Source organism: Methanoculleus chikugoensis (assembly GCF_900095385.1).
GTDB classification, from domain to species: Archaea; Halobacteriota; Methanomicrobia; order Methanomicrobiales; family Methanoculleaceae; genus Methanoculleus; species Methanoculleus chikugoensis_A.
Genome location: NZ_FMID01000014.1, coordinates 1 through 19,700, shown reverse-complemented (window position 1 = coordinate 19,700; position 19,700 = coordinate 1). Strand labels below are relative to the sequence as shown.

Here is a 19,700-nt window from a genome sequence, read left to right as displayed (position 1 = left end):
GCTAGACCCGGTACTGCTGGGTGATCCTCTTTAAGCGGGCACCGAGCTCGTGCAGGTCCTCGGCGGTCTTCTCCGCCTTATGGGTGGTTTCGAGGTTCTTCTGTGCCGCGTCACGGATGTTCTCCATCGCGCGCGAGATCTGATCGACCCCGGAGGCCTGTGTCTGGATCGAGGAGGCGATCTCGATGACCTCCTGCGAGGAGTCGGCTATCGACCGGGCGAGCACCTCTATCGCCTCCTGCGCGTTGTTCGTCAGCCGGACCGCGTCCGCGACGGACCGGATCCCCTGCTCGGTCGAGACCGCGGTCGAGGAGACCCCCTGCTGGATATCGGTGAGGATAGCCCGGATGTTCGAGGTTGCTTTCTTCGACTGCTCGGCGAGGTTATGGATCTCGTTCGCGACGACGGCAAACCCTTTCCCGAACTCTCCGGCCTTTGCAGCCTCGATGGAGGCGTTCACCGCGAGCAGGTTGGACTGTTCGGAGATGTCGGTCACGGTCGCGATGATCTCGCCGACGGCCTGGCTCTGCTCGGAGAGCCGGATGACGTTCATCCGGACGATATCCATCTCCCGCTGGATCTGGTTCATCCCCTCCAGGATCTCACGCACGGACTTCTGGCCGTCTTTGGAGACGTCGAGCGCCCGCATCGCCTTCTCCGAGACGCCTTTCGTCTTCTGGTTCACGAGTTCGGTCTTCTTCCTGACGCTCTCGACCGAGTCCGATGTCTCGTTCACCGTTGCGGCGGTCTGGGAACTGGCGGCGGAGAGCTGGGTCGTGACCGCCAGGATCTCGTTTGAAGCGAGCGAGAGAACCGAGACGCCTTCGTAGAGTTCCTCGCTGATCAGTTTCATCAGCCGCGAGAGTTCGATGCCGATGGTGTTGAGAGCGTCGCGGTAGGCGACGAACTCGCCGGCGACCGGGATCTTCTCGTCGAACCGGGCGGTGAAGTCGCCGGAAGCGTAGAATCGCGCGAGCCGCATCGCTTCGTTCACCGGTTCGGTGATCGACTCGAGGGTCTTGTTGAACCCGGCGATGATCATCCGGTAGCCGCCGCGGAACGCCTTCTCATCGCCGCGGATGGAGAGGTCGCCCGCCCGGGCGGCGTCGGTGAGTTTGAGCGTCTCTTTGTGGAGATGGTCGAGCGACTGGACCATCATCGCGAGCGCGGGGCGGATCTCGTCGCCCTCGTCGGCGACCGGGAACTCCTGGACGTACTCGCCGAGGGCGATCTTTTTTAAGTTCCCGACGACGTTCGTCTGGAGGTCGCCGGCAAACTCGTCCATCATTGCGGCCATGACCCCGATCTCGTCCTGCCGCTTGATGTTGAGCCGGGCGGAGAGATGCCCGCTCCGGAGCTCATTGAGCATCAGCACGACCTGCTGCAGGGGTTCGGAGATCGAGCGGCCGAAGAGGATGGCGATCGCGACGCCGAAGGCGATGGATGCGAGGACGACGATGACGATGGTGTTCCTGATTGTGTCTATCGGCCCGGTGAAGTCGGAGAGTTCGGCACGCGAGACGATGTGCCAGTCGAGCGGTTCGAAGTAGGTGTAGGCGTCGATAATATCCGTTCCGTCGACCTGGTGGCGGATGATGCCGACCTTATTCTCGATCATCTCCTGGATGTAATCCTCGTCGGCTATGTTCTCCCCCTCCCGGGCCGGGTGCACGAGCAGCTGGCCGTTGCTGTCGACGACGAACATATAGCCGTTCTGGCCGATGACGGTCTCTTTAAGGCTTGATTTGACGACGTCGAGCGTCTCCTGCTCCTCCGTCCCGACGAAGAGAACGCCGACGATGTTTCCGCGGCTGTCCTTTATCGGCTCGTACGCAGTGACGTAACGCTTGCCGAAGAGATCCCTGCTCCCGTAGTAGGTCTCCCCCTGGTTCACCACGACGTCGTAGACGTTCTGGGTCAGTTCCGTCCCGACCGCCCGGCTGCCGTCGGTCCCGATGACGTTTGTCGAGACCCTGATGGCGTTGTCGTCGTAGACCTGAAATACCGTTGCCGCCCCGCCGACCAGGGACTGCACCTGGTCGACGATCTCGAAGTTGTCGTTGATGACGTACGGGTTGCTGTCCCCGTCAACCAGGGTCAGTTTCCCGTCGATGACCTCGGGGGTGCCCCGCGCATAGAAGTTCTCCCGGAGGACGTTGAGGTCGCTGTTCACCTTGTTGCGCGTGAGTTTGTAGACGTCGTTGGTCCATCCCCGCGCGTCGTGCACCTGCGTCTCGAGCAGCGTCTCGATCTGGTCGTTGATCACACCGCTCGAACTGGTATACGCCACTATGCCGAGCATAAGCGTCGGGATGATCGCCAGAAATAGGCAGATGACGAGGATCTTCGTCCCGACCTTCATGTCTGAAAAAAATGTGAACATGCTACTTCCGTTCCACTCGCTCTTGTACGACGACTTAATAGATTGATGCACACTCCGGGTTAAATAATGATCTGTCCCGTGAATGACGTTCAGGGCTCCCGTTACCGCTAATTGGGATATAAAACCGGTCTATTTTCTCGTCTGGTCAATCACCATCGCGGGGTCGGCGAGGATCGCGGCCGCGTCGAGGGCGATCACCGATTCGTCTATGGCGCCCAGGAGGTAACGCTGCTCGATAGGCGTCGTGCCGGGCTCTATGGGGGAGAACTGATCGGTCGGCCGGATGTAGATGTCCGTGATGTAGTCCGCAAGAATTCCAAAGGTCACCGTCCCGTCGGAGAGGACGATGACCCGGTTGAGGTCGGTCAGGCCGTGTTTCGGGATCGAGAAGAGTGCGCGGAGATCGACGACGGAGATGATCTCGCCCCTGACGGCACAGATCCCGACGATGAAGTCGGGAACCCCGGGGACCGGGGTGATCTCGTGCATGATGAAGACTTCGCGGATGTACTGTGTCTTGATGGCGTACTCCTGACCCGCGAGCCTGAACGTGAGGAGTTCCGAGAACGGGGTCTCGCCATTCTCTTTCTCGGGCCGCGCGAACGCCCGCGCCCGTTCTGCGAGGATCTCACCGGCCTTTTCGGCGTCGTGAGGCGGTGCCGCCCCCCCGGTAACGGTCGCGCCGGCCGGGAGGAGGTGGTGCGCGGTCTCTTCCGCTGCAAGGAACGCGCCGAGATCGTGGATGATGATCTCTCCTTCTTCGGTCGGCAGCGCGCCGGGAGAGGGGGAGGCGTCGGGCGGGAGTTGCACCCGGCTCTCCTGCACCCCCCGCACCCCGTCCGCCCAGAGGGCCGCGCATTCTCCGGGGGGGTGAGCGATGATGAGGACGTCGGTGGGGAGAGGAGGGCGCTCGGCGAGCCCGAGAAGACTCCGGAGCGAGTAGACCGGGACGGTTCTGCCGTGCAGGTTCATGGTTCCCGCTCCCCCGCGGCGTTTGCCGGTCTCCGGCTGGAGTTCCACCATGCCGACAACCTGCCGGATATCGGCGAGAGGAAGAGCGCAGGGTATCCCCTCAACGGCAAAGAACAGAAGGTGCGTCATGGCGGATCATCGGATGCTCGAAGATATGTGCGGAGGAGATAAAAGGTTACGGGGAGCGCGCCGGTCAGGGGCCGAAGAGGTCGATGCCGGCGTTCGAGGTCGTGACGGTGACGGTCGGCCCCCCGTTGCCGAGCGTTCCCGAGACCGAGGTACCCGTCGACTCTTCGAGCCGGAGCATAAGACCGTGAACCGCTATCCTGCCGTTCGAGGTGGTGGCGGCCAGCCGGGCGTCCAGATCCTCTGCGAACCTGAGCGTGATGCCGGCGTTGCTCGACGATACCGTCACGTCCCCCCGGATGGCGGAAATCTCGGTGGATATTGCTCCGTTCGAGGTCGAGAGCCCTGCAACTCCCCCGCAGTCCTCCACCGTGATGCCGGCGTTGCTGGTCGTCGCAGTAACGTAGCCCTCGACGCCCGAGAGTTCGATCCGGCCGTTCGAGGAGGTCGCCGCGAGATCGCCGCCGGGAGCGCCGTCGACGATCACCCGGCCGTTCGACGTCAGGAGTTCCGTCTCTGTAACCCGCACTCCCGCGAGTTTGATCCCGCCGTTCGAACTCTCGATCCTCTGCAGGACGACGGTCGGCGGCAGGGATATCGTGTAGTCGACGCTCACCCGCGGGTTGAACCCGGTATGCACCGTCTCCACCCTGAGGGGATCGCCCTCCGTCACCTCGATTCTGGCCTTATCGAGTTCGCCCCGGCCGTATACGGATCGTTTGACCGCCGTGATGCCGACGTCATTCCCCTCGCGGACGGTCACGGCGACGTTTCCGTTGCGGTTGATCACGACGATGCCGCTCCCGGGCTCCATCGCGACCGTCCGGTCGAACTGCTCCGTCTCCTCGAGGCCCGGCACCCCGGTGCATCCGGCAAGAACGGTGGTGAGGACGGCAAGGGCCAGCACCGCGTATACGGTTCGCTGCATGGTCGTTCTCTCTGCTGCAATAGGAGATTACCCTTACGTCACGACCGCCTTCTCAAACGTCCGCCGGGCAAGGAGATACATCACCGCCGCAAAGATTGCCAGGTACGCGAACGACCCGAGGACGTCGACCGTGCTGGAGGTGTAGCGGGCGCCGACGGCGAAGAAATCGTTTCCGAGGGCGAAGTAGCGGATCCCGTTGACCAGGTGGGTCAGGGGGTTGTAGATCGAAAGCGCCTGCAAAAGCGGCGGGAACGCCTGGATCGGGTAGAGGGCGTTCGAAACGAAGAAGAGCGGCAGGGTGAGGAGCGTCATGATCCCCTGCAGCCCTTCGGGGCTTTCGAGGCGCATCGAGATGGCGGAGGAGAAGAGCAGGAACCCGAGCGAGAAGGCGGCGACGAACGCGAATATGCCGAGGATCGAGAGGACGGTCCGGGCGGCCGAATACCCCGGGAAGAACTGCACCCCGAGGAGGAGGCCGAAGGCCATGATGATGGAGACCTGGATGAACGATTTCGTCATCCCCGAGAGGCTGACCCCGAGCATGATGTGCGTCCGGGGCATGGGGCTTGCGAGCATCTCCCGCATCAGCCCCCAGTTCTTGTCGAAGAGGAGACTCATCCCTCCGAACAGGCTCGTGAAGAGGGTCGTCATCGCGATCACCCCGGCGGCCATGAAGGTGAGGTAGTCGAGGGGGACGACGCCGGCCGGGGCCGGGATCGACGACGTGAACCGGTCGAAGTTCGAGGACATCGCGACGCCGAAGAACGCCATCCAGAGCGCCGGCTGCAGGAGCGACGAGAAGAGCTGTGTCCTGAACCTGACGAACCGGATCATCTCCCGCCAGTAGACGGTAAGGAACTCCCATGCCATCCGTTCATGCCCCCGTATCGCGCAGTTCTCTTCCGGTGTAGTGGACGAAGACGTCGTCCATCGTGGGTTTCTTCAGGTTCACGCTCGAGATCCCAATACCGGCGCTGCGCACCGCATCGACGATTATCGGAAGGCAGTGACTCCCGTCTGCCGATATCGTGACCGAGAGGCCGCGGGTCGAATCCGTGACCGACCGGATCTCTTCGATCCCCGAAAGGGCATCCCTGGCCCTTCTGTCGTCGTCGGTCTCCAGGTAGACGACGTCTTCGCCGAGGGCGTTCTTCAGCTCGGCCGGGGTTCCGGTGACGACGATCCTGCCGTGGTCGATGATGCCGATACGGTCGGAGAGCATATCGGCCTCCTCCATGTAGTGCGTCGTCAAAAATATCGTCGTCCCGGCCCCGTTCACCTGCCGGATATAGTCCCAGATCCGCATCCGCGTCTGGGGATCGAGCCCCTGCGTCGGCTCGTCCAGGAAGAGCACCTCGGGCCGGGTCATCAGGCCGCGAGCGATCTGGAGCCGCCGTTTCATCCCGCCGGAGAGGTTCTTTGTCCGCTCGTCCCGTTTGAACTCAAGTTCGACGACCCGGAGCAGGTCGTCGATCTGCCGCCGCCGTTCTTCCCGGGGGATGCTGTAGAGCCGGCCGTGGAACTCCATCGTCTCCTGAACGGTGAGATCCCGGTCGAGCACGTCGTCCTGGAAGACGATGCCGATCGCCTTCCTGACCTCCCCGGACTCCCGTGCGACATCGTACCCGGCCACGCGCACCGCACCCTTCTGGAGGGGGAGGAGGGTCGTCAGGATGTTGATGGTGGTGCTCTTCCCCGCGCCGTTAGGGCCGAGGAAGGAGAAGATCTCGCCTCTTCTGACGGTGAAACTGATGCCGCGAACCGCCGCGAAGTCGCCAAACGCATGTTCGAGGTCTCGCACCTCGATGATATCGTCTCCTCCCATCGGTTGCCGTCCGCTCCCGCGCCTTTATACCCCATGCACGATGCCGTCATATCTCCTTTTCCCTCCCGGAATGCGGCGGCCCCGTGCGTGAACCTGCGCAGTCGCCCCCCCCGCGTCTTCGGGGTGCCGGCCGGGGCGGCAAATACGCCCCGGCGTCCCTTCGGCACCCGGGCCGGATAGATATCCTGAAATACCAGGATAGGCCATCCATTTCCGGAGACGGCATGTACGGCAGCAGTTTGACGACCCGGGGAGGGGATGAGCGGGCTCGCTCCACGCTGAGCATCGCTTCCCGGGCCGGCGCACCGGAGCGCGGAGCGCGGGCGGGGGCTCTTCGATGACCCCGGGCGCCCGGATGGTCCTCGTCCTTCTCCTCGCGGCGCTGGCGCTCACCGCACCGGCGGGCGCGCTCGTGGTCGAGAACGCCGACCTGACCCCGGCGGAGGTGAAACTCCTCTTCGCGATGCGGGAGTATACCCTGACCTACAACGAGTACGCCGACCGGCTGCCGGGATGGGTGACCGGGCCGTTTGCGGATGAGAAGGTCAACCTTTACGTCGTGTCTCCCGACGGCGTGCTGGTCATCGGGATCACGTTCCACGACAAAAAGATCGTCCAGTTCGACGCGAAGGGCTGCCCGGACCCGATCGCCACGGTGACCGCCGACGCCGCGACGGTGGAGGAGGTCATGGTCTCCGACCGGCCGTTCGACACCTTCCGGGCGGCGATGCAAAACGGCACGGCCACGGTCGAGGGGAACAACCTCCTCGGCACGTTGCGGACGGGGATGGTCCGGTTCGGGCTCTGGGCGATGGATCTTATCGGGTTGTAACTGTCTTCCCCTTCGCGTCTTCTCGAACTCTGTTCCGTCAGGACGTCGCTTCTGGACAGCGCAGGCTAACGGTGCGATCTCCGGCGGAAAGAAGGGAAACAGATCCGGTTCCGCGTCCGGAGCGTATCACAGCCCCACGAGACGCATACAGACCCCGATGGTCAGCCCCGACATGGAGGATGTCGCCGAGAGGGCTGCGAGGACGGCGGCGTTCATCGCCGGCCCGATCCTGATCGGGGTGTAGGTCGGGTTGCGCTGCAGTCTCCGCACTATTCGAAACGGCTTTGCGGTCGTCGAGATGGGGGGTTTATACGGTCTGATCCTCATGTGGACACCTCCGTGTGCCGGATAGAGCACTGGTTTGAGTGTGGGTTGTTTCTCCGGGTGATATTTTTTGCGGTTTTGTTTCCCGGCCGGGTACGGGCGCATCTGAAGCCCCGAAACCGGTTTTCCTGCACTGTTTCCCGGATCCCGGATTCCGGCCCCGGCCTACGACAGGTTTATCCGTTCTCCGGAAGAGGAAACTCTTCCGATGCAGCGATACGTAAAACTCCTCCTCTACGGTATACTTGCGTTCATCGTCTTTGCGGGCATCAGTTTCACCCTCGGCGGCCGGGTGAACTGGGTGCTCGCGGCGGCGACGGCGGTCGGGGTGATGATCGCGTACTTCTTCGCCGCTCCCCGGGGGGAGAGGTGAACCGGATGGCGGCGGGGGTTCGGGCGGAATGGGACCGCCTCCGGACGGTGGCCGTCCACCGGCCGGGGATCGAGATGTTCTTCGGGCTGCTTGAGCCGTACGCGGCGCTCTATGAACGGGCGTTCAGCCGCTACGAGGCGCGGTGCGAGCACGACGCTCTCCAGCGCACGCTCGGGGAGGAGTTCGGGGTTCGGGTGCTACGGCTCAAGGAGACGATTCTCGATGCAGCCGACCGCGATCCGGCGGTGCGGCGGCGGCTCGTCGACTGGGTGCACGAGACCGTCGCCGTCCGGGGCGGCAGAAGGGAGGTGGCGGAAGCCCGGCGAAGCATGGAGCAGAACGCCGATGCCCTGGACTCGCTGCACTTCTTCACCCTCCTGCTCCTGAATCCGATCATCGACGTGGGCGGGAGGGGTGCCCGCGGGGGGGTGGACGTCCGTATCCTCGGGCAGAGCCCGCTTGCAAACCTCTACTTCATGCGCGACCAGCAGGCGGCGACCGCCCGCGGTCTCGTCGTCGGCCGGCCAGCAAAACGGCAGCGGGCAAGGGAGCCCGAGATCACCCGGTTCCTCTGGGAGATCCTCGGCATCCCGATCGCCGGGACGGTCGAGGACCCGGGGACGTTCGAGGGCGGCGACTTCATGCCGATGGGGGAGTTCGCCCTCGTCGGCACCGGAGATCGGACGAACCGCGAGGGGGTATCCCGGTTCCTCGATCTCGCCCCGGGGTTCGACGAGATCGGCATCGTTCACCAGCCGGGCCACCCGCTCATCCCGGGCGACCGGCCCGACCCGATGGTCGACATGCACCTCGACACCTACTTCAACGTCGCGGGAAGCGGGGTGGTGCTCGGTTCAGAGCGTCTCCTCCGGCGGGCGCAGGTCGAGGTCCGGCACCGGTCGGAAGGGGGTTACGAGCCTTCCGGCGAGACGACAACCCTCTATGACTACATCCGGTCGAAGGGGTTCTCCGTGATCGATCTCTCTATTCTCGAACAGCTCTCCTACGCCGCAAACGTCCTCTGTGTCCGGGACGGGAGCATCCTCGCGGTGGAGGGGGAACGGGTGATGCGGACGGTGCTCCTTAACCTGGAGCGGAAGGCCGCCCGCGACCCGGAGCGCTACGGGCGGCTTTTACGCCACGCGAAGGAGGATTATCGCCGGATAATGAACGAAGGCCGGATCTTCCCGCACAAGCCGGAGTTCGCCCGGCACGGCATCGAGGTCTTCCCGCTGCACCTCGAGAACCTGACGGGGGGCTACGGCGGCCCCCACTGCATGACCTGCACGCTGGAGCGGGGGTGACGGGATGCCGGGGAGAGCCGTGGTGATCGCGCTCGGCGGCAACGCCATCCTGCAGCACCGGGAGACGGGGACGGCCGAGGAGCAGTTCGCGAACGTCCAAAAGGCGTCGCGGCAGATCGCAACGATCGCAGCCGAAGGCTACGCCGTCGCGGTCACCCACGGGAACGGGCCGCAGGTGGGGGACATCCTCCTCAAAAACGAGCTCGCGAAGGAGACCCTCCCGCCGATGCCGCTCGACGTCTGCGGGGCGGAGAGCCAGGGGATGATCGGCTACATGCTCCAGCAGTCGATGCAGGAGGCGCTCCGGGAGGCCGGGCTCGACCGCCCGGTCGCGACGGTGCTCACCCAGACCCTGGTCGACGGCGACGATCCGGCATTTACGAACCCCGAGAAACCCATCGGCCCGTTCTACACCGCGATGCAGGCGAGGAGGCTCGAAAGTGAGAAGGGCTGGCGGATGGTCCGGATCCCGGGGCAGGGTTCCCGGCGTGTCGTCCCCTCCCCGCGTCCGGTCGCTCTCGTGGAGGAGCGGGCGATCGCCACCCTCTTCTCAGCCGGGACGATCGTGATCGCCGCGGGCGGCGGAGGCGTCCCGGTGGTCGCGGACGGTGGAGGCACCCTCCGGGGCGTCGAGGCGGTCGTGGACAAGGACCTCACCGCAGCCCTCCTTGCCCGGCTCGTCGGTGCCGAAGACCTCCTGATCCTGACCGACGTCGAGCGTGTCGCCCTGAACTACGGGCGGCCGGACCAGCAGAAGATCGGCGAGATGACGGTTCGCGAAGCGCAACGCCACCTCGCGGCGGGGCAGTTTCCTCCCGGGACGATGGGGCCGAAGATCGAGGCGGCTCTCGGGTTCCTCGAAGCCGGCGGGAAGCGGGCGACCATCGCGTCGCTGGAGGGTGCCTTCCGGGCGCTTTCCGGGCGGGCGGGAACCCGGATCCGCCCGTGACCGGTCACCCGCCCCAACGCTTATATACCACGTCTCCGAATCCCCGGCGGTGATGGAAGAATATGGCGGATAACTTCTGGACCGGCGTCATCGTCGGGTGGCTCGTGGGGCTTGTTCTCGGCTTCCTGCTGCCGGTCATAGGGCCGTTGATCGGCGGGTTCGTCGCGGGCTGGATGGTCCGGGGCGGGGTAGGGAACGGTGCGAAGGCCGGGCTGTTTGCCGGCATCCTCGGTGCCGTCGTCATCGCGGTGCTGCTTCTCATCGGCGGCACGGTTCTCCTCGGGGCGTTCGGGTTCATCGCGGGCCTTGGAACGTCGCTCGTCATCATCGTGATGGCGTTCGTCTACCAGGGTCTTCTCTCCCTGATCGGCGGCGTCATCGCCGGGGCGATCCGGCGGTAATCGGAGGTCGAACGCCGGCCCCCTTCCCCGGTTTTTCTCATTTCGGAGGCGCGTTTGGCGAAACAGGATCGCCCCTACTGGCTTTCTGCGCTTGTAGGCATCGTATTCATGCTCTTCATCAGCCCGTTCTTCCCGGTAGGGGGTCCGATCGTCGGAGGAATCATCGGCGGTTATCTCGGGCCTCCGGGGGCGGCTCGGGGCGCGCTCGGCGGACTTTTCGGCGGGCTCATCGTCGCCGCGATCTTCTCGGTCGTCGCCGTCGTCGGCGGGACGGCGCTCCTCGGCCCTATCGGCGCCCTCATCGGCCTCGGGATCGCCGTCCTCCTCTTTGCCCTCGCTGTCTACTTCGGTATCCTCGGCGCCGTCGGCGGTGCGATCGGCGGGGCGCTGAAAGCATGGATGGTCTCGCGGTGCAGGGTCACGGGATGATATCCCCGAGCCCCTCCTGGAGCCTCACCGCGATCCGGGAGCGGTACATCCAGAGGTAGGCGGCGACCGCCGCAGCCTCGACGGCGACGACGTATGCGATGATGTGCCCGATCGACACCTCGTAGAGGACGCCCATCACGGCGCTCCCCACGAACCATGCCGTCCCGAAGACCGCGCTCACGCTTCCGTAGACCATCCCTCTCCGGTCGAGCGCCGTTGACTCTGCGATCGATGCCCGGAGAACCGGTTCGAAGATCCCGATCCCGGCTCCCCAGACAAGCGATCCCGCGATGGCCGCGCCCGGTTCTGGCGAGAATGCGAGCACGACCGTTGCGATGCTGAGGACGGGGATGGCGAGGAGGACGTGGGTGCCGGCGCGGTCGAAGGCCCGCCCGACAAGCAGTGCCACGGCGACCGAGACCGTCATCGCGGCGGCGTAAAAGAGGGGTATGGCGGCGTCGGGGACGACCGATTGGGCTTTTAAGTGGAAGGAGATGAGCGGGAAACCGGCAAACCCGGCCATACCGAGAAATATGAACGCGGCATACGGCACGATCCCGGGTAGATCGTTCCTGTTCCCCTCTTCCTCGCTTTCCAGGCATCCCGGCACCGGCACCTCCGACCGGGCGAGGAAGAGTGCGGCTGCAACGCCGGCGAGAGGGACCCCGAGCAGGAGGAATCCCGGAGCGTATCCGCCGGTGACGGCCAGCGCGGCGACCATGACCAGCGGGCCGGCGACCGCACCGACCTGATCGAGCGCCTTGTGGACGCCGAACCCCCATCCCCTCCCGACGGCGGTCGTCGCGTGGGAGAGGATCGTATCGCGGGCTGGTGTCCGGACGGCTTTTCCAATCCGCTCGGCGATGATGAGGACGGCGGCGGTCTCCCACCGGCCGGCGACGGCGAGGAGCGGGATGGCGCCGAGCAGGCTGTAGCCGGCCGTCGCCGCCCTCCAGTAGTGGTGGTCTTTGCCGACGTAGATGCCGGTGGCCGACCGCAGGGCATACCCGATGAACTCGCCGGCCCCGGCGACCAGCCCGACGATTGCCGCGCTCCCCCCGAGGAGGAGGATATAGGGGCCGGTGACGCTTCTGGCACCGTTCGAGACGAGGCTCCCGCAGAGGCTTGCCGTGCCGAGGAGGAGGATGAGCCGGATCGAGAGGTCGTGGAGATCCTCCCGGGTCTCCGGAGGAGGGTCGGGCATATCCTCTCCGGTGCTGTTCTCGTTAAAGTAGTCCGCGGGCGGCGACGGTGCCCTTATCTGCGCCCGCCGCAAATACCCTTATCACGCATACCCGGGCCGGGATCGGGACGCTTCGGGGGCACGAGGGATATCCGTGGAGCAGGAAGACAGCAAGCCGTATTCGCGAAAACTCATCCTGATACTGATCACCATCGCCACGTTCCTCAACCCCTTCACAGGCACCGCGATCAATCTTGCCCTGCCTGTCATCGGGACCGAGTTCTCAGCCGACGCCACTACGCTTGCCTGGGTCTCCAGCGCCTACCTCCTCGCGTCGGTCATCTTCCTCCTCCCCGCAGGGAAGCTTGGCGACTCGCGCGGGAAGGTCACCGTCTTCATGGCCGGGATCGTGGTCTACACCGCCGGGGCCATCCTCACCATCTTCACGCCCACGATAGGCACGCTCCTTATCTTCCGGTTCCTGCAGGGGATCGGCGGCGCCATGCTCTACGCAAACAGCGTGGCCCTGATCACCCACCTCTACCCGCCCGGCGAGCGGGGCTATGCGATCGGGCTCAACATCACGGCCGTCTACGCCGCGCTCTCGCTCGGGCCGTTCCTCGGGGGCATCCTGACCCAGTTCTTCGGCTGGCGGAGCATCTTCGTCGTGACCGCGCTCATCGCCGTCCCGGTCCTCTTCTCTGCAGACAAATTCCCGGCGTTCTTGAACGATCGGCACCGCGAAGATTTTGACATCCCCGGGCTGGTCCTCTCCTCGGCCCTGATCCTCTGCCTCTTCCTGGGTCTGGCCAAAGCGACCACCCCGACCGGCCTCGCATTCCTCGCGGCAGCCCTCCTGCTCGGCGCAGCCTTCTACCAGGTGGAGCGGCGGCATCCCTCCCCTCTCCTCCCGGTCTCGCTGCTTGCGTCGAACCGGGTCTTTGCCGCCTCGAACGGGGCCGCCCTGATCAACTACAGCGCCACGTATGCGGTCGGGTTCCTCCTCTCCCTCTACCTCCAGTACGTCCGGGGCTACGAACCCGCCGCCGCAGGCACCCTCCTCCTGGTCCAGCCGGTCGTCCAGATCTTCGTCGCCCCGGCGGCGGGCCGCCTCGCCGACCGAATACAGCCCGGGCTCGTCGCCTCGGTGGGGATGGGGCTCTCGGCCGTGGCCCTCTTCGGCTTCTCCTTCCTCTCTCCGACGATGCCGATCGCCGCGATCGTCGCCCTCCTGGTCCTGCTGGGCGTCGGGGTCGGGCTCTTCTCGTCCCCGAACACCACCGCCATCATGGGCTCCGTCACGAAGCGGGATTACGGGTGTGCATCCGCGATGACGGCAATGATGCGGTCGCTCGGCATGATGCTCAGCATGGGAGCGGTTCTCGTGGTCTTTGCGGTCGTCATGGGGTCGACCGTCGTCACGCCGGCGGTGTTCCCGGACTTTCTGCTGAGCCTGCACCTGATCTTCCTCGCGCTCGCGGTCCTCTCGGCCTTCGGGGTTGTTCTCTCGCTCCGCAGGAACAAATAGTGATGAGAGGCTCCGAATCCCCCGAACGAACCCTCCTGAATCGAAAAGGAAGCGTTAAACCTCCCGCCGTCCTGTGATCTTCTTGAGCGGATGGAGATCGTCATCGGGAAGGACGGCGACCGCGACGTCGCCGTCGACGCCCAGGAACTGGTCACGGGAAGAACCTGCATCATCGCGCAGTCCGGTGCCGGGAAGAGCTGGAGCATCGCGGTCATCTGCGAGCAGCTCCTGCAGGCGCGGGTGGGGTTCTGTCTCATCGATACGGAAGGGGAGTACTCCTCGCTCAGGGACCGGTTCCACCTCCTCTGGATCGGTTCCGGCGACGATTGCGACATCGATATCGAGCGGGCGAACCTCCGGGAACTGATGCAGAACGCGATCTGTTCCCGGACGGCGGTGATCTTCGACGTCTCGGAGACCGATATGCAGGAGAAGGTGGCTCTCCTCGCCGACATCCTCTACGATCTCGAGAGCGGGCTCAAGAAACCCTTCCTGCTGATCGTGGAGGAGGCGGACAAGTTCATCCCCCAGTCCGGCGACTCCATCAAGAAGATCGAGGAGATCTCCCGCCGGGGGCGCAAACGCGGGCTCGGGATGCTGGTCGCGACCCAGCGCCCGTCGCTCGTGACGAAGAACGTCCTCTCGCAGTGCAACAACCAGGTCATCGGGAAACTCTCGATCGAAAACGACTTAAAAGCGGTCAGCCTCTTCTTTTCGTCCCGTAAAGAGGTCGCGGAGCTCGCGGAACTCGAGCCGGGGGAGTTCTTCGTGATGGGCGGCCTCTCCCGCGAGAAGGTGAGGATGCGGTTTCGCGACCGGCTCTGCGAGCACCGGGGGCTGACGCCCCGGCTCGTGCCCGCGCGGCCGGTCAGGCCGGCAGAGCCCAGGCCGGCCGAACCCGCCCGGGCGGAACCGGCCCGCACCGAACCGTGCGGCCCCGAGGATCTCCCCCGGGAAGAACCGGCAGAAGCACCGCAGGCCGCCGCGAATGCGGTTATCCCGGTGCTGCTCCGCGAGGAGGCGCTCGATATCGCGAAGGCCAGGCGGAAACGCCGGTTCCTGATCCTTGAGCCGGAAGAGCGGATCGTCTCCGGAGAGCGGGTCTACCGGCCGCTCCACCGGGTGGATATCCGCTACATCGGCGGGTTGCTCCGGAGATCTACGAAAACAGCGTCGTTCGTCATCGACGGGTTTACCGGCTGCATCGTCGAGATGGATCGCGGCCTGAAAGTCCGGCCGGGGTTCTCGGAGCTCCTGGGGCTCGATGAGGCCGCGGTGAGGGTCGTTGCCGGGCTCGCGAACGGCGGCTCGACCCTGACCGAGATCGAGGCCGACACCCATCTCCCGCCGGCTGCGGTGAAGAAGGCGATAAAGAGTCTTACCGGTGCGAAACTCATCACGGAGATGAAGACGGTGGGCGACACGACGGTCTACGTCCCCCTGCTCGCGGAGGATGTCCCCGCGCTCTCCGCTCTCCGTCCGGGGTCAGGCGACCTCCCGATGGAGCCCCTCCGCGGGGAGTCTCTCGAGGCGAAGGCCACGGAGTCGTCGCTCCGGACGATCCTCAAAGGGCTCGAACCCACGGCGGAGATCGTGGGGTTCGATACGATCTACTACCCGGTCTACCTGATCCGGTTCGCCTCGGAGCGGGGAGACCGCTCGATCGTTCTCGACGGGTGCACGGGGAAAGAGTTGCTCTTTCCGGGCTCGTGACCGGAGTGTTTATTCTCACGCAGGAGTATACGAGATCTCATGTCCTGCCGCCCTCGCGGCCGGTGGGCGGAGAGGTGATGAAGCAATGGATTCATACCGCTGCACGCTGTGCGGCTACGTTTACAGTCCCGCTGTCGGCGATTTCGCCCATGGTGTCAAGGCCGGCACTGCCTTTGAAGACCTGCCCGAGACCTGGAAGTGCCCACGGTGCGGTGCGCCGAAGAGCCGGTTTAAGAAGGTGTAAGGGAGAGCCTTTCTTGACCGGGATTCGGTCTTTTATCCCGGCGATATGCGCCGATTGGCGTATTGCCTCCTCTTTTTCGCCTGAACCGGAACCCCCATCTCCCCGCCTCGAAGAGCGATTCGGCCGTGACGACCCTCTCGGCAGGGAACCTTATCTCCCGATCCCCTGACCGGAGTACTTATCCCCACGAGGGTACATGGTGCCGTGCCCCCGTCGACGTTGCGGCCGGTCGGGGCGGTGAGGTGAAGAGATGATGGATTCATACCGGTGCGGACTCTGCGGCTACGTCTACAACCCCAGGGCCGGCGAGCCCGGTCACGGTATCGAGCCCCGCACGGAGTTTGGAGACCTGCCCGAAACCTGGGCGTGCTCCCGGTGCGGTGCGGAGAAGAACCTGTTCCGGAAGGCGTAAGGGGCAGGTCAGAGCCCCACGAAGATCCGGCGTATGAGAGGGCAGGAAGTCTTTTTGAGCGCGAGAGCCGCGGAGTGGACTCTCAACCTCCCCACCGGAAGGTCCGGAGCCCCTCCCCGTGGATCCCGCGTCCGGCGAGGTGCTCCATCTCGTGGTCGATCCCGTAGGCGGTGGAGCCCGTAAACGCCATCTCCACGGCACCGAGGTCTTCAGTCCGGATCGTCCGCTCAAGCGGGTGAACGGTCGCCCTGATGATACGGCGGGCGCCGAGCCGTACCCGGTAGGGCCGTTTTACGAGTAGCCGTGCGGGAGCGCTGCCGCACTTCTCCAGCCGGTAGACGGTTCCTTCCCGGTGCAGGAGTACCGGGTCGACGAAGAGGTAGATCTCTTCGAGGGAGTAGCCGACCAGCCGTTCATCATCGTAGACCGTGGTCTTCTTCACGGCCGATATGGCGGTGAGACCCTCCGCGGCGTAGCTCCAGTCGCCCCCGTAGCACAGTGAGAAGAGGAGGGGGACGAGCGCCTCGGCAGGTATCCCGAACCGCTCGGCGAGGGCGGCTTCCTGGGCGGCAAAGATGAGTTCTTCCCGGATCTCGTCGGTCTCCATCGGTTCGCCCCTGCGCCGGGCGACCGGATAAATGCTACCGTTTGAAGACGTGGACCGCAGATGCCTTGAAGGTGACGTAGGCGGGCTCCCCCTCGACGAGGCCCAGGCGGGCGACGCTCTGCGGGGTCAGGACGGCGACGAAGGGCAGCCCTGTGTCCACGAAGACCCGCGAGAAGATGCCGTTCTGCCGGATCGCCGTGACCGTGCCCCGGAAGGTGTTCGCGGCGCTCGACTCGAACGGTTGGCGGGAGAGGATCACCTCCTCCGGCCGGATGCCGACGCAGACGTCGCCTTCTATCGCGGTGACCGTCCGGACGACGATCTCCCCGAGGTCGATCGCCGCTTCCCCGTTCCGGACGCGTGATACCCCGCAGTAGACGTTCTCCATGCCGGTAAAGGCGGCGACGAACTCGGTGGCGGGTCTCCGGAAGATCTCGTCGGGCGTGCCTGTCTGGACGATCCTTCCGTCCTGCATCACTGCGACCCGGTCGGCGAGGGCGAATACGTCCTCGAAGTGGTGGGTGATGTGAACGACCGTCGTCCCGGTCGCCCGGTGAACGGCTTTCAGTTCCTCCCGGAGCCGGTCCCGTGTGACGGCGTCGAGCGCCGAGAGCGGTTCGTCGAGGAGCAGGACGCGGGGCCGGAGGACGAGCGCCCGGGCGATCGCCGCCCGCTGCTGCTCGCCGCCGGAGAGCGTCCCCGGCGTGCGTTCAAGAAGGTGGCCGATCCCGAGGAGGCCTGCGATCTCCTGCACGCTCTCCCGGATGCGGGCGGGTTCGGCCTTGCGCTGCAGGAGACCGAACCCGATGTTCTCCGCGACCGTGAGGTGGGGGAAGAGCATGTAGTCCTGGTAGACCATGCCGACCTCCCGGTCCTTCGGGTCGGTGGCGGTCACATCGAGGCCGTCGAGGGTGATCGTTCCCGCGTCGGGAGCGTAGATCCCCGCGATCGTCTCAAGGAGTATCGTCTTCCCGGCGCCGGTCGGGCCGAGGATGATGAAGTACTCGGCGTCCGCGACGGTCAGGTTCACATCGGTGAGCGTGAAATCCCCGAGGCGTTTGGAGAGTCCGGCGATCCCGAGCATCTCAGAAGACCTCCCGGGTATCGGAGTACCGTTCGAAGACGGAGAGCGACGCCACCGATATGACGATCAGGATGACGGATGCGGCGATGGCGAGGTCGAGGTCCCCGGTCGACATGTTCAGGAAGAGCGCGATGGGCAGGGTCTCGGTCTTCATCTGCGTGGCTCCCGCGAGCATGAGGACCGCGCCGAACTCGCCGATGGACTTCGACCAGGTGATGACCAGGCCCGCGATAAGGCCGTTTCGGGCGAGAGGCAGGGTGACCTGGCGGAACGCGCCCCATTCGGTGCAGCCGAGTGTCCGGGCGACATATTCGTAGCGGGGGTTGATCGTCTCGAAGGCCGACCGGGCGACCCTGACCATGTAGGGGAGGTTGACGAAGAACTGGGCGACAATTATGCCGAGCGGGGTGTAGACGACGTCGAGCCCCCAGGCGGAGAGCATCTGCCCGAACGCTGAAGGACCGTAGAAGATGAGCAGCGCCACGCCCGCTACGAGGGGCGGGAGGGCGAGCGGGATGTTGAAGATGGTGTTCGCGATCCTCCTGCCGGGGAACGAGAACCGGGCGAGCGAGTAGGCGACCGGCACGGCGGCGGTTACACAGAGGGCGGTGGAGATCGCGGAGGTGACGAGCGAGAGTTCGACGGCAAAGAGGATCTCGGGGGATGCGAGACTCTCGAGGAGGGCCGGGAGCGGCGGATAGGCAACGAGGCCGACGATGACGACGACCATGTAGGCGATAAGGCCGAAGAGGGCGGCGAGAAAGAGCGCCTTGAACGGTGTGGGGTGGGGGAGGGCATCCCGGTTCGGGGGCACGGCCGACCAACCTAGATGGATGCGCTCTGGTTTCTGATCCGCCCGACGTGTTGAGGCGTCACCCACCCGGAGGTCGCATTCGGGATGCAGTCGAACGCCGGGATATAGGGCTTGATGTCGAGGACCGGAGTCCCGTCCAGGAGATCGGCACCCTCGACGGTGAGCGTCGTGCCGTCGATCCCGACGATCTTGACGACCGATATGCCGAGCCGGTTCGGGCGGTTGAAGTGCCGGGTGGCGAAGATGCCGTGCGGCTCCGCACCGTCGATGAGCGCCCGCTCGCTGAGTTCTTCGCCGGCGGCCCGGTGGAACCGATAGATGAGGATGATGTGGGAGAACTCCGCGAGGGCCGCAAGACCGTCCCGGAACTCAGGGTAGACCTCCACCGTCCCGCGGGCGGTGGAGAAGGCCGCCTGGATCGGGGTGGCGGCCGGATCGGAGAACGGCGTCCGGGCGATCCCGATGGCCCTGCAGGGGTACTCAGCACCGCTCATGGTTCGATCCCTGCGTACGCCGGGTCGGGGTAGGTCGGGAACCCGTGCTTTGCAAAGATCGCCTTCCCTTCGTCGGAGGTGACGAACTCGACGAACGCCTGAGCGGCGTCGGGCTGCGTTGTGAAGGTGGTCGCTCCTATCGGAACGATGAGGGCGAGGTTGTCCTCCTGTGGGAGATCGATCGCATCCATCTTCTCGGGGTTGATCTGGTCCAGCGTGAGGAGCGCGGCATCGGCCGTGCCCATGTTCATCGCGACCACGACTTCGTTGATCGTCGGCGCCCGGAGAACGACGTTCGCTTCAACGGCGTCGTGGATACCGTGCGCCCGGAAGAGTTTGTCGCCGGCCCTGCCGATCGAGGTCGAGTTCACGCCGCCGAGCGCGATCTTCAGCCCCGGCCGGGCGAAGTCGTCGACCGACGTGATGTTGTGCGGGTTGCCCTTCTGGACGGCGATCACCGGGACGTGGTAGGCGACGTACCCCGGCTCTCCGACCAGCCCTTTCTCCCGGGCGATGCGGTAGTCCGGCGTTCCGCCGGGGATGAAGGCGTCGCCCTTCCGGGAGAGTTCCATCTGGGTCATGAGCGTGCCCGAACCGGCGAAGGTGTACTCGACACCGATGCCGTATTTATCGGTGAATGCCTCTCCGATCTCGCTCATCGGCTTCTTGAGGCCTGCGCCGGAGTAGACGAGGAGCGAGGTGTCCGCTACGGTTGGGGTGGCGTTCTCCCCGGCGACCGACGGCTGGGTGGTGCAGCCGGCTGTACAGAGGAGGG

The 19,700-nt window shown here is 65.1% G+C and carries 22 protein-coding genes; 10 read left to right on the top strand and 12 right to left on the bottom strand.

What is annotated here, in order from left to right; genetic code table 11:
• Position 1 precedes the first annotated feature (1 nt).
• The 5 genes from L21_RS02425 to L21_RS02405 form a co-directional block, all read right to left on the bottom strand.
• The gene (locus L21_RS02425; RefSeq protein ID WP_256712056.1) at positions 2 to 2,362 is read right to left on the bottom strand and encodes a methyl-accepting chemotaxis protein; all 2,361 of its coding nucleotides are present in this window, start codon (positions 2,360 to 2,362) and stop codon (positions 2 to 4) included.
• Positions 2,363 to 2,512: 150 nt separating this feature from the next.
• Positions 2,513 to 3,484 (bottom strand): chemotaxis protein CheW, encoded by a 972-nt coding sequence (locus L21_RS02420; protein ID WP_074368909.1) that lies wholly within the window; start codon positions 3,482 to 3,484, stop codon positions 2,513 to 2,515.
• A gap of 64 nt (positions 3,485 to 3,548) precedes the next feature.
• Positions 3,549 to 4,409: a DUF4097 family beta strand repeat-containing protein gene (locus tag L21_RS02415; protein ID WP_074368908.1), complete on the bottom strand. Its 861-nt coding sequence runs from the start codon at positions 4,407 to 4,409 to the stop codon at positions 3,549 to 3,551.
• A 33-nt stretch (positions 4,410 to 4,442) separates the two neighbouring features.
• Positions 4,443 to 5,279 (bottom strand): ABC transporter permease, encoded by an 837-nt coding sequence (locus L21_RS02410; RefSeq protein WP_074368907.1) that lies wholly within the window; start codon positions 5,277 to 5,279, stop codon positions 4,443 to 4,445.
• A gap of 4 nt (positions 5,280 to 5,283) precedes the next feature.
• Positions 5,284 to 6,234: an ATP-binding cassette domain-containing protein gene (locus L21_RS02405; protein WP_074368906.1), complete on the bottom strand. Its 951-nt coding sequence runs from the start codon at positions 6,232 to 6,234 to the stop codon at positions 5,284 to 5,286.
• A gap of 337 nt (positions 6,235 to 6,571) precedes the next feature.
• On the opposite strand from L21_RS02405, the gene L21_RS02400 reads away from it, so the two are divergent.
• Positions 6,572 to 7,066, top strand: a complete 495-nt coding sequence (locus L21_RS02400; protein ID WP_074368905.1) for a hypothetical protein — start codon at positions 6,572 to 6,574, stop codon at positions 7,064 to 7,066.
• 126 nt (positions 7,067 to 7,192) lie between these two features.
• Here L21_RS02400 and L21_RS13745 read toward each other — a convergent pair whose 3' ends face one another.
• A complete protein-coding gene (locus tag L21_RS13745) occupies positions 7,193 to 7,393 on the bottom strand; it encodes a hypothetical protein (protein ID WP_143727190.1) in 201 nt (66 codons plus the stop codon).
• 205 nt (positions 7,394 to 7,598) lie between these two features.
• Here L21_RS13745 and L21_RS14030 point away from each other — a divergent pair, with 205 nt between their 5' ends.
• The 5 genes from L21_RS14030 to L21_RS02380 all read left to right on the top strand — a co-directional run bounded on the left by L21_RS14030 (position 7,599) and on the right by L21_RS02380 (position 10,846).
• A complete protein-coding gene (locus tag L21_RS14030) occupies positions 7,599 to 7,763 on the top strand; it encodes a hypothetical protein (protein WP_178377668.1) in 165 nt (54 codons plus the stop codon).
• A 5-nt stretch (positions 7,764 to 7,768) separates the two neighbouring features.
• Entirely contained in the window at positions 7,769 to 9,067 is a 1,299-nt protein-coding gene (locus L21_RS02395) for an arginine deiminase family protein (protein ID WP_074368947.1), read from the top strand.
• Positions 9,068 to 9,071: 4 nt separating this feature from the next.
• Complete coding sequence (gene arcC / locus L21_RS02390; protein WP_074368904.1) at positions 9,072 to 10,016, top strand: carbamate kinase; 945 nt, start codon at positions 9,072 to 9,074, stop codon at positions 10,014 to 10,016.
• Between the two features lie 62 nt (positions 10,017 to 10,078).
• A complete protein-coding gene (locus L21_RS02385) occupies positions 10,079 to 10,417 on the top strand; it encodes a DUF5518 domain-containing protein (RefSeq protein WP_074368903.1) in 339 nt (112 codons plus the stop codon).
• A gap of 54 nt (positions 10,418 to 10,471) precedes the next feature.
• A complete protein-coding gene (locus tag L21_RS02380; protein WP_143727189.1) occupies positions 10,472 to 10,846 on the top strand; it encodes a DUF5518 domain-containing protein in 375 nt (124 codons plus the stop codon).
• Here L21_RS02380 and L21_RS02375 read toward each other — a convergent pair.
• Entirely contained in the window at positions 10,836 to 12,050 is a 1,215-nt protein-coding gene (locus tag L21_RS02375; protein ID WP_074368946.1) for an MFS transporter, read from the bottom strand. The two genes, L21_RS02380 and L21_RS02375, sit on opposite strands and share 11 nt — an antisense overlap.
• A gap of 133 nt (positions 12,051 to 12,183) precedes the next feature.
• Here L21_RS02375 and L21_RS02370 point away from each other — a divergent pair, with 133 nt between their 5' ends.
• The 4 genes from L21_RS02370 to L21_RS02355 all read left to right on the top strand — a co-directional run bounded on the left by L21_RS02370 (position 12,184) and on the right by L21_RS02355 (position 15,926).
• Positions 12,184 to 13,557 (top strand): MFS transporter, encoded by a 1,374-nt coding sequence (locus tag L21_RS02370; RefSeq protein ID WP_074368901.1) that lies wholly within the window; start codon positions 12,184 to 12,186, stop codon positions 13,555 to 13,557.
• A gap of 90 nt (positions 13,558 to 13,647) precedes the next feature.
• Positions 13,648 to 15,270, top strand: a complete 1,623-nt coding sequence (locus L21_RS02365) for an ATP-binding protein (RefSeq protein ID WP_074368900.1) — start codon at positions 13,648 to 13,650, stop codon at positions 15,268 to 15,270.
• A gap of 85 nt (positions 15,271 to 15,355) precedes the next feature.
• Positions 15,356 to 15,514 carry a rubredoxin gene (locus L21_RS02360; RefSeq protein WP_074368899.1) on the top strand — a complete coding sequence of 53 codons (159 nt, stop codon included), beginning with the start codon at positions 15,356 to 15,358 and terminating at the stop codon, positions 15,512 to 15,514.
• Between the two features lie 250 nt (positions 15,515 to 15,764).
• Entirely contained in the window at positions 15,765 to 15,926 is a 162-nt protein-coding gene (locus L21_RS02355; protein WP_394329524.1) for a rubredoxin, read from the top strand.
• An 82-nt stretch (positions 15,927 to 16,008) separates the two neighbouring features.
• Here L21_RS02355 and L21_RS02350 read toward each other — a convergent pair whose 3' ends face one another.
• The 5 genes from L21_RS02350 to modA all read right to left on the bottom strand — a co-directional run.
• On the bottom strand, positions 16,009 to 16,533 hold the full coding sequence (locus L21_RS02350) for a hypothetical protein (RefSeq protein WP_074368898.1): 525 nt from the start codon (positions 16,531 to 16,533) through the stop codon (positions 16,009 to 16,011).
• A gap of 34 nt (positions 16,534 to 16,567) precedes the next feature.
• Positions 16,568 to 17,617, bottom strand: coding sequence for an ATP-binding cassette domain-containing protein (locus tag L21_RS02345; RefSeq protein ID WP_074368897.1), 1,050 nt, complete (start codon positions 17,615 to 17,617; stop codon positions 16,568 to 16,570).
• A 1-nt stretch (position 17,618) separates the two neighbouring features.
• Positions 17,619 to 18,431, bottom strand: coding sequence for an ABC transporter permease (locus L21_RS02340; protein ID WP_074368896.1), 813 nt, complete (start codon positions 18,429 to 18,431; stop codon positions 17,619 to 17,621).
• Positions 18,432 to 18,442: 11 nt separating this feature from the next.
• Positions 18,443 to 18,925, bottom strand: coding sequence for a tRNA (N6-threonylcarbamoyladenosine(37)-N6)-methyltransferase TrmO (gene tsaA / locus L21_RS02335; RefSeq protein ID WP_074368895.1), 483 nt, complete (start codon positions 18,923 to 18,925; stop codon positions 18,443 to 18,445).
• Positions 18,922 to 19,700: molybdate ABC transporter substrate-binding protein (gene modA, locus L21_RS02330; RefSeq protein ID WP_074368894.1), on the bottom strand; the 779-nt coding region annotated here is incomplete at its 5' end. The genes modA and tsaA, both read right to left, overlap by 4 nt.